At 77.7% G+C, this 6,254-nt stretch carries 8 protein-coding genes, 1 pseudogene and 1 riboswitch; of the genes and pseudogenes, 4 read left to right on the top strand and 5 right to left on the bottom strand.

What is annotated here, in order from left to right; translation table 11 throughout:
• The 3 genes and pseudogenes from HLB15_RS21740 to HLB15_RS21730 form a co-directional block, all read left to right on the top strand.
• A pseudogene (locus tag HLB15_RS21740) lies at positions 1-257 on the top strand (glycosyltransferase); the annotation flags it as partial.
• Positions 254-928: a TIGR04282 family arsenosugar biosynthesis glycosyltransferase gene (locus tag HLB15_RS21735; RefSeq protein ID WP_171108594.1), complete on the top strand. Its 675-nt coding sequence runs from the start codon at positions 254-256 to the stop codon at positions 926-928. The pseudogene HLB15_RS21740 and the gene HLB15_RS21735, both read left to right, overlap by 4 nt.
• A complete protein-coding gene (locus HLB15_RS21730; protein WP_171108592.1) occupies positions 925-1,599 on the top strand; it encodes a class I SAM-dependent methyltransferase in 675 nt (224 codons plus the stop codon). The genes HLB15_RS21735 and HLB15_RS21730 overlap by 4 nt, the downstream gene beginning before the upstream one ends.
• 23 nt (positions 1,600-1,622) lie before the next feature.
• Here the strand turns inward: HLB15_RS21730 and HLB15_RS21725 are convergent, their stop codons facing one another.
• The 5 genes from HLB15_RS21725 to thiE form a co-directional block, all read right to left on the bottom strand.
• A complete protein-coding gene (locus HLB15_RS21725) occupies positions 1,623-1,970 on the bottom strand; it encodes a hypothetical protein (protein WP_171108590.1) in 348 nt (115 codons plus the stop codon).
• Entirely contained in the window at positions 1,967-3,133 is a 1,167-nt protein-coding gene (locus HLB15_RS21720) for a molybdopterin-dependent oxidoreductase (RefSeq protein ID WP_212760212.1), read from the bottom strand. The genes HLB15_RS21725 and HLB15_RS21720 overlap by 4 nt, the downstream gene beginning before the upstream one ends.
• Entirely contained in the window at positions 3,130-4,449 is a 1,320-nt protein-coding gene (locus HLB15_RS21715; protein ID WP_171108586.1) for a hypothetical protein, read from the bottom strand. The genes HLB15_RS21720 and HLB15_RS21715 overlap by 4 nt, the downstream gene beginning before the upstream one ends.
• 69 nt (positions 4,450-4,518) lie before the next feature.
• Complete coding sequence (locus HLB15_RS21710; protein ID WP_229785457.1) at positions 4,519-4,998, bottom strand: GNAT family N-acetyltransferase; 480 nt, start codon at positions 4,996-4,998, stop codon at positions 4,519-4,521.
• 41 nt (positions 4,999-5,039) lie between these two features.
• Complete coding sequence (gene thiE / locus HLB15_RS21705) at positions 5,040-5,693, bottom strand: thiamine phosphate synthase (RefSeq protein WP_171108584.1); 654 nt, start codon at positions 5,691-5,693, stop codon at positions 5,040-5,042.
• 50 nt (positions 5,694-5,743) lie between these two features.
• A riboswitch (TPP riboswitch) is annotated at positions 5,744-5,847 on the top strand.
• On the opposite strand from thiE, the gene HLB15_RS21700 reads away from it, so the two are divergent.
• Positions 5,838-6,254: FAD-dependent oxidoreductase (locus tag HLB15_RS21700; RefSeq protein WP_171108582.1), on the top strand; the 417-nt coding region annotated here is incomplete at its 3' end. It overlaps the preceding riboswitch by 10 nt.

Genomic DNA, 6,254 nt, shown 5'->3' with positions numbered 1-6,254 from the left:
GCCGCCGCACCGGGGTGCGCGTCCACGACGTCGGCCCCATGCGGGCCGCGCGCCGCGCACCGCTGGTCGCGCTCGGCCTGCGCGACCGGCGCAGTGGCTACCCCCTGGAGACCCTCGTCGCGGCGGCCGACGCCGGCTGGCGCGTCGCCGAGGTCGACGTGCCCTACCTCGCGCGCCGCGGCCGCTCGAAGGTCACCGGCACCCCGCTCGGCGCCTGGCACGCCGTCCAGGACATGTCGAAGGTGCTGGCGTCGTGACCGGCCCCCAGCCACCCCGCACCGTCGTGGTCCTCGCCAAGGAGCCCGTGCCCGGCCGCGTCAAGACCCGGCTCGTCGGCGAGCTCACCGCGACCGAGGCCGCGGCACTCGCCGAGGCGGCGCTCGCGGACACGCTCGAGGCCGTCGCCGCCCTGCCCGGCGTGCGCCCCGTGCTCGCCCTCGACGGCGCACCGGGGCCGTGGCTGCCCCCGGGGTTCACGGTCGTGCCGCAGGCCTCCGGCGGGCTGGACCGCAGGATCGCCGCCGCCTTCGACGCGGTCCTCGCTCCGGACGACGCGGACACCTCCGGCCCCGCCCTCCTCGTCGGCATGGACACCCCGCAGCTCGCCCCGCACCTGCGGGCCGTCGACTTCGCGGGGCACGACGCGCTGCTCGGCCTCGCCGACGACGGCGGGTACTGGGCGGTGGGCCTGCGCAGGCCGGACCCCGCGCTGTTCCACGGGGTGCCGATGTCCGAGCCGGTGACCGGGGCCGCGCAGCTCGCGCGGCTGCGGGAGGCGGGCCTGCGGGTCGGGCTGCTGCCGCCGCTGCGTGACGTCGACACCGTGCCGGACGCCGCGGCGGTCGCGGCCGCGGCGCCCGGGACCCGGTTCGCCCGCCGGTGGGCCGAGGTCGCCCGCCGGCTCTCGGGCACGGGAGCCCGTGGATGACCGCCGAGGCCGAGCGCCTCGTCAGCCCCGTCGTCCTGTTCGAGGCGGCGCTCGGGGGCTCGCCGGTCACCGCGGTGCACCTGCCGCGAACCGGGCCCGTGCACACGGGCCCGGTCGACGTCGAGGCGTGGACAGCCGAGCAGGACGCGGTGGACGACGCGATCGTCGCCCTGTGCGAGGGTCCCGTGCTGGACGTGGGCTGCGGCCCGGGCCGGTTCGCGGCGGCGCTGGCGGCACGCGGTGTGCCCGCGCTCGGCATCGACGTGTCCCGCGCGGCGGTGCGCCGGGCACGTGAGCGCGGCGCCGTGGCGCTGCTGCGCGCCGTCGAGGGTCCCGTGCCGGGCGAGGGGCGGTGGGGCACGGTGCTGCTGGCCGACGGGAACATCGGCATCGGCGGCGACCCCCTGGCCCTCCTGCGGCGGTGCCGCGAGCTGGCGCGGCCCGGTGGGCTGCTGCTCGTCGAGGCGGACCCCGACCCCGACACGGACGTCACCGGTCCGCTCGTGCTGCACGCCGACGACGGCAGACGCTCCCACCCCATGCCGTGGGCGCGCGCGGGCAGCCGCGTGCTGCGGGTGCTGAGCGCCGAGCTCGGGCTCGCCGTCGACCAGGTCTGGGAGCTCGGGGACCGCGTGATGATGGCGCTGCGGACGCCGGCGGGCGCGCGCTGACGCGCACCGCCGGCGACACACGCTCAGGACAACGGGCTCCAGCTCGCCGCCGCCCAGACCAGCAGGAGGGTGCCCAGGACCAGCACCCCGCCGCGCAGCACCACGGCGGCGGGCACCGGCACGGTCGGGACACCGCCCTCGTCGCGGCGCCGCCGGGCGGGGAGCCACACGAGCGCCACCCACCCGAGGGCGATCACCAGCGGGGCGAGCAGGGCGTCGTGCGCCGCCACCGAGCCCGCCAGCCACACGCCCCACGACAGCCACCACCGCGGCGGCACGGCCGTGAGCGCGAGCACCGCCCACCACGCCATGGCTCCGACGCCCGCCGCGACGAGCGTCCGGCGGGCCCACGTCATCGTCCGGCCGGTCATGCCGCCGCACCTCCCACCACGAGTCGTCCTACCCACTTGGTCTGCAGCACCCCGGGCCGGTTCGGCGCGATGATCCGTGCCGGGAACCCGTGGTCGAGGTCGAGGTCCGCGCCGTTGAGCGTGAGCGCCAGCAACGTGTCGTCGTGCGCGACGTACGAGCCCGGCAGGTCGGACTCCGCGTACGAGGTGCCCGGTTCCTGCAGGCTGACGACGTGCACGGGGTCGTCGGCACGTCCACCGCTCAGCAGCGCGAGGTCCCGCACGCGCACCCCGCTCCACCGTGCGGACGCGCTCCAGCCCTCGACACACGCGATCGGCAGCACGGCCTCGTGGCGGGGCAGGGCGAGCAGGTCGGCCCGGCTGAGCCGCTGCGTGCCCGCGGGACCCACCAGCTCGAGCGCCCAGCCCGGGTCGGTCGCGGCCTCCTCGACGTGCGCCCCGCGCGCGGTCTTGTTCACCGCGAGGTCCTGCGGGCCGTCGTACGGGTCGCGGGGCGCGAGCAGCGCGAGGGCGCGCAGCGGGGTCACCGTCTGGCCCACGGTCAGCGCCGTGACGGCGAGCGTCGCGACGGCGATCGACCCGAGGAACCCGCGGCGCGTCGGCCCCGCGGTCGGCTCGTCCGGCGTCGCCAGGCCGTGGCCGGGGCCGGTGAGGGCCCGCACCACCACCGGCAGCTTGACCCCCACGTGCACGAGCGCGGCGCCCAGCACGAGCCACGCCGTCGCCCAGTGCACGCTCGTGAAGCCGAAACCGAACACGTACAGCTTGAACACGTTGAGGATGCCCGTGACGACCTGGAACACGGTCGCGGCCACGAGCACGCCGACCGACCCGCGCTCCAGGGCGTGCCGCCACCCGGTCAGCGGCGGCCGCACGAACAGCCGCGGGTAGACGGCGTAGAGCTTGGCCAGCACCAGCGGCAGGGTCGCGAACCCGACGGCGACGTGCACGCCCTGCGTGACGCGGTACGCCCACGCGGGCTCGGGCCCGAACGGCAGCCACGCCACCGGGTGCTGGTGCAGGTGGGAGACCAGGCCGGTGAGGAACAGGAGCAGCACGGCCACGCCGAGGTAGGCGCCGACCCGTGCGACGACGCGTTCGTCGTGCAGCGGGGAGCGGAAGTCCTCGGGTTCCGGCGCGCGCAGGCGGATCGGACGGTTCACCATGGCGACTCCAGGATCGTCTCGAGCAGGACGGCCGCGCCGCCCTGGGCCCACAGCCAGGACGACGGGACGGCAGGGGCGGCGGACCGGGCGGCCGGACGCAGGCCCGCGACCGCGGGCACGACCCAGTACGCGAGCGGCAGCCAGATGCGCTCGACCTCGCCGCGCTCGAAGCCCAGCAGCACGCCGGCGGCGGCAGCGGCCAGCGCGAGGACCACGACGGTGCGGGTCGCGGCGTCCGCCCGGCCCAGGCGCGCGAGGCCGCCCACGGCGGCGGGGCCGATGATCGCGCCGAGCACGGCGAGGTCGACGAACGCGAAGTACAGGTAGGGGCGTGCCGCGCCGGTCGGCGCCCACGCCTCGTGCGTCACGGCGATCCCGTCCCAGAGCCAGAACCCGGACAGGCCGGCCGCGACGACGACCCCCACGGCGACGAGGCCCGCGACGAGGGTCGGGCCGGCGCGGCGGGTCAGGGCCAGCGGCGCGAGCGCGACCAGGCCCATGTGCAGCAGGCCGTACGACAGCAGGGGGCACGCGCCGAGCAGCAGACCCGCCCCGGCGGCGTACGCCCACCGCCCGCGGGCACCCGGCGCGGAGGCGAGCGCGAGCAGCGCGACGCCCCAGGCGAGCACGCCCGCGAAGAACGCGTCGGCGGACGTCGCCACCCACAGCGCGGCCGGGGCGAGCACCAGGGCGGGCGCGACCGAGCGCACCGTGGCCTCGGGCGCGCCCAGCGCGCGCAGGGTGACCAGCACGGCGGGCACCGTCGACGCGCCGGCGAGCACGAAGAGCGCCGTCGCCCAGCCCGCCCCGCCCAGCCCGGCTCGGTCGAGCGCGGCCAGGAGCAGCACGAGGCCGGGCGGGTGCCCGGCGACGTGGGTCGGGAGCACGGTCGCCGGGTCGAGGAACGCGTCGAGGAACCCACGCGGGTCGGCGAGCACGTCGGGCACCACGGCGAGGTACTCGTGCCGCCCGCGGGCCGGCGCCGTGAGGTCGTCCCACGAGGTCGTCGTGGCCAGCGCGACGGCCCACGCGGCGGCGCCCGCCCCGGCGGCGGGCAGCAGGCCGCGCCAGGGGAGCCGGGCCGCGAGCCCGGGCCCGTACCGCACGACCGCGACCAGCAGCGCCAGCACGACGACGAGGCCGGGCCCCGTGCGGACCGCCCAGTGGCCGACGAACGGCTCGGCCCCGGTGAGCAGCCGCACGTCGGGGCGCGCGCGCAGCACGGCGGCGACCAGCGCCAGCACGGGGACGGACAGGACCCAGGCGGCGACCAGCGTCACCGGACCGCGGCGTGCCCACCAGTTCTCGACCACGCGTCCATCGTGGCCGCAGACGGGGCCAGCCGTCGGCTCAGGCGACCTGACGGATGCCTGACGGCAGGGTCACGCCGCCGCGAGCCGCAGGCGGAAGCAGCGCGCCATCGGCTGTCCGACGTACGGACCGTAGCCGTCCGTCGGCTCGTACCCCTCGCGCTCGTAGAAGCGGATCGCGTCGGGCTGCCGGTCGCCCGTCGCGAGCACCAGCGTGGCCGCACCGCGGGCGCGCGCCTGCTCCTCGAGCGCCCGCAGGACCGCCGTCGCCGCGCCCGTCCCGCGTGCCTCCGGCGCGACGTACATCCGCTTGACCTCTGCCGTGCCGGCGTCGAGCGTCTGCAGGGCGCCGCAGCCGACGGCGGTCCCCGCCTCGTCGCGCGCCACGAGGAAGACGGTGACGGTCTCGGCCGTCGGCGGCTCGGTCTCCTGGTCGGGGATGTCGTAGCGGGCCGCGAGCTCCGCCCGCATGGCGTCGCGCAGCCGCACGCCGTCCTCGTCCTCCCACGGCTCGGCCGCGACGTGCACCTGCATGCTCTTCGACGGGGTCATGGCCGCATCGTGTCAAAGATGTCCGGGTCGTCCCAGCAAAGTCACACCGCGGCGACCCGCCGGCGCAGCCGGGCTGCGGCCGCGCCGGGGTCGTCGGCCCGCGTGATCGCGCGCACCACGACGATGCGCCGCGCCCCGGCCTCCAGCACCGCGTCGAGCCGCTCCTCGTCGACGCCGCCGATCGCGAACCACGGCGTCGACGGCTCCCGCGCCGCGACGTCGCGCAGCAGGTCGAGCCCGACGGCGGCGCGGCCCGGCTTGGTCGGCGTGGCCCACAGCGGCCCGACGCAGAAGTAGTCCACCCGCGGGTCGGCCTCCGCCGCCAGCGCCTGGTCGAGCCCGTGCGTGGACCGGCCGAGCACCGGCCGGTCGCCGAGCAGCTCCCGCACCGCGCCGGGCGGCAGGTCGCCCTGGCCCATGTGCACGACCGGCGCGTCCGTCAGCCGCGCGACGTCGGCCCGGTCGTTGACCGCCCACAGCGCGCCGTGCTCGGCCGCCACGCGGCCCACGAGCTCCTGCAGCTCGAGCTCGCGCGCGGCGTCGAGCGTCTTGTCCCGGAGCTGGACGACGTCGACGCCGCCGCCGAGGACCGCGTGCAGGAACGGCTCCAGGTCGCCGGTCTCCTCGCGGGCGTCCGTGCACAGGTACAGGCGGGCGTCGGCGAGACGGGCCCGCGGGTCGCTGGTGGCATCCACGCCGCGAGTGTAGGCGGGCGTGCCGGCGTGTCGGTGACCCGGGTTAGGGTGGGCGCGTGCACGGGAGCCCCGCACGGGGCTGAGAGGGCGCAGGGCGCCGACCGTCGAACCTGATCTGGGTCATGCCAGCGAAGGGAGCAGCAGATGAGTGCGTCCACCCACGACGTGGTGGTCGTCGGCGCGGGGATCGTCGGCCTGACGGCGGCCTGGCGTGCGCGGTGTGCGGGGGCCGACGTCGTCGTCCTCGACCCGGCGCCCGGCGACGGCGCCACCCACGCGGCGGCCGGGATGCTCGCGCCCGTCATGGAGGCGGGGTTCGGCGAGGAGGCCCACGCGCGCCTCGGCACGGCGTCGGTCGCGCTGTGGCCCGCGTACGCGCGGGAGCTGGAGGCGGCCGCAGGCCTGGCGTCCGGCGCCGTCGGTCTCGACACGTCCGGGACCCTCGCGGTCGCCTACGACGCCGACGACCGTGCCGCGCTGCGCCGGATGCTGGACCTGCACGCCCGGTGGGGGCTCGGTTCGGCCGAGATCGGCGCCGACGAGGCGCGGCGGCACGGTCAC

The organism is Promicromonospora citrea (assembly GCF_013004695.1).
In the GTDB taxonomy this organism is placed as follows: Bacteria; Actinomycetota; Actinomycetes; order Actinomycetales; family Cellulomonadaceae; genus Promicromonospora; species Promicromonospora citrea.
The sequence above is the reverse complement of the archived record's forward strand: the minus strand, read 5'-3'. Positions and strand labels throughout refer to the sequence as shown.

Excerpts from the sequence above, each read along its gene's own strand:
- HLB15_RS21710 (WP_229785457.1), bottom strand. The coding sequence starts at position 4,998 with ATGACCCCGTCGAAGAGCATGCAGGTGCACGTCGCGGCCGAGCCGTGG.
- HLB15_RS21730 (WP_171108592.1), top strand. The coding sequence starts at position 925 with ATGACCGCCGAGGCCGAGCGCCTCGTCAGCCCCGTCGTCCTGTTCGAG.
- HLB15_RS21725 (WP_171108590.1), bottom strand. The coding sequence starts at position 1,970 with ATGACCGGCCGGACGATGACGTGGGCCCGCCGGACGCTCGTCGCGGCG.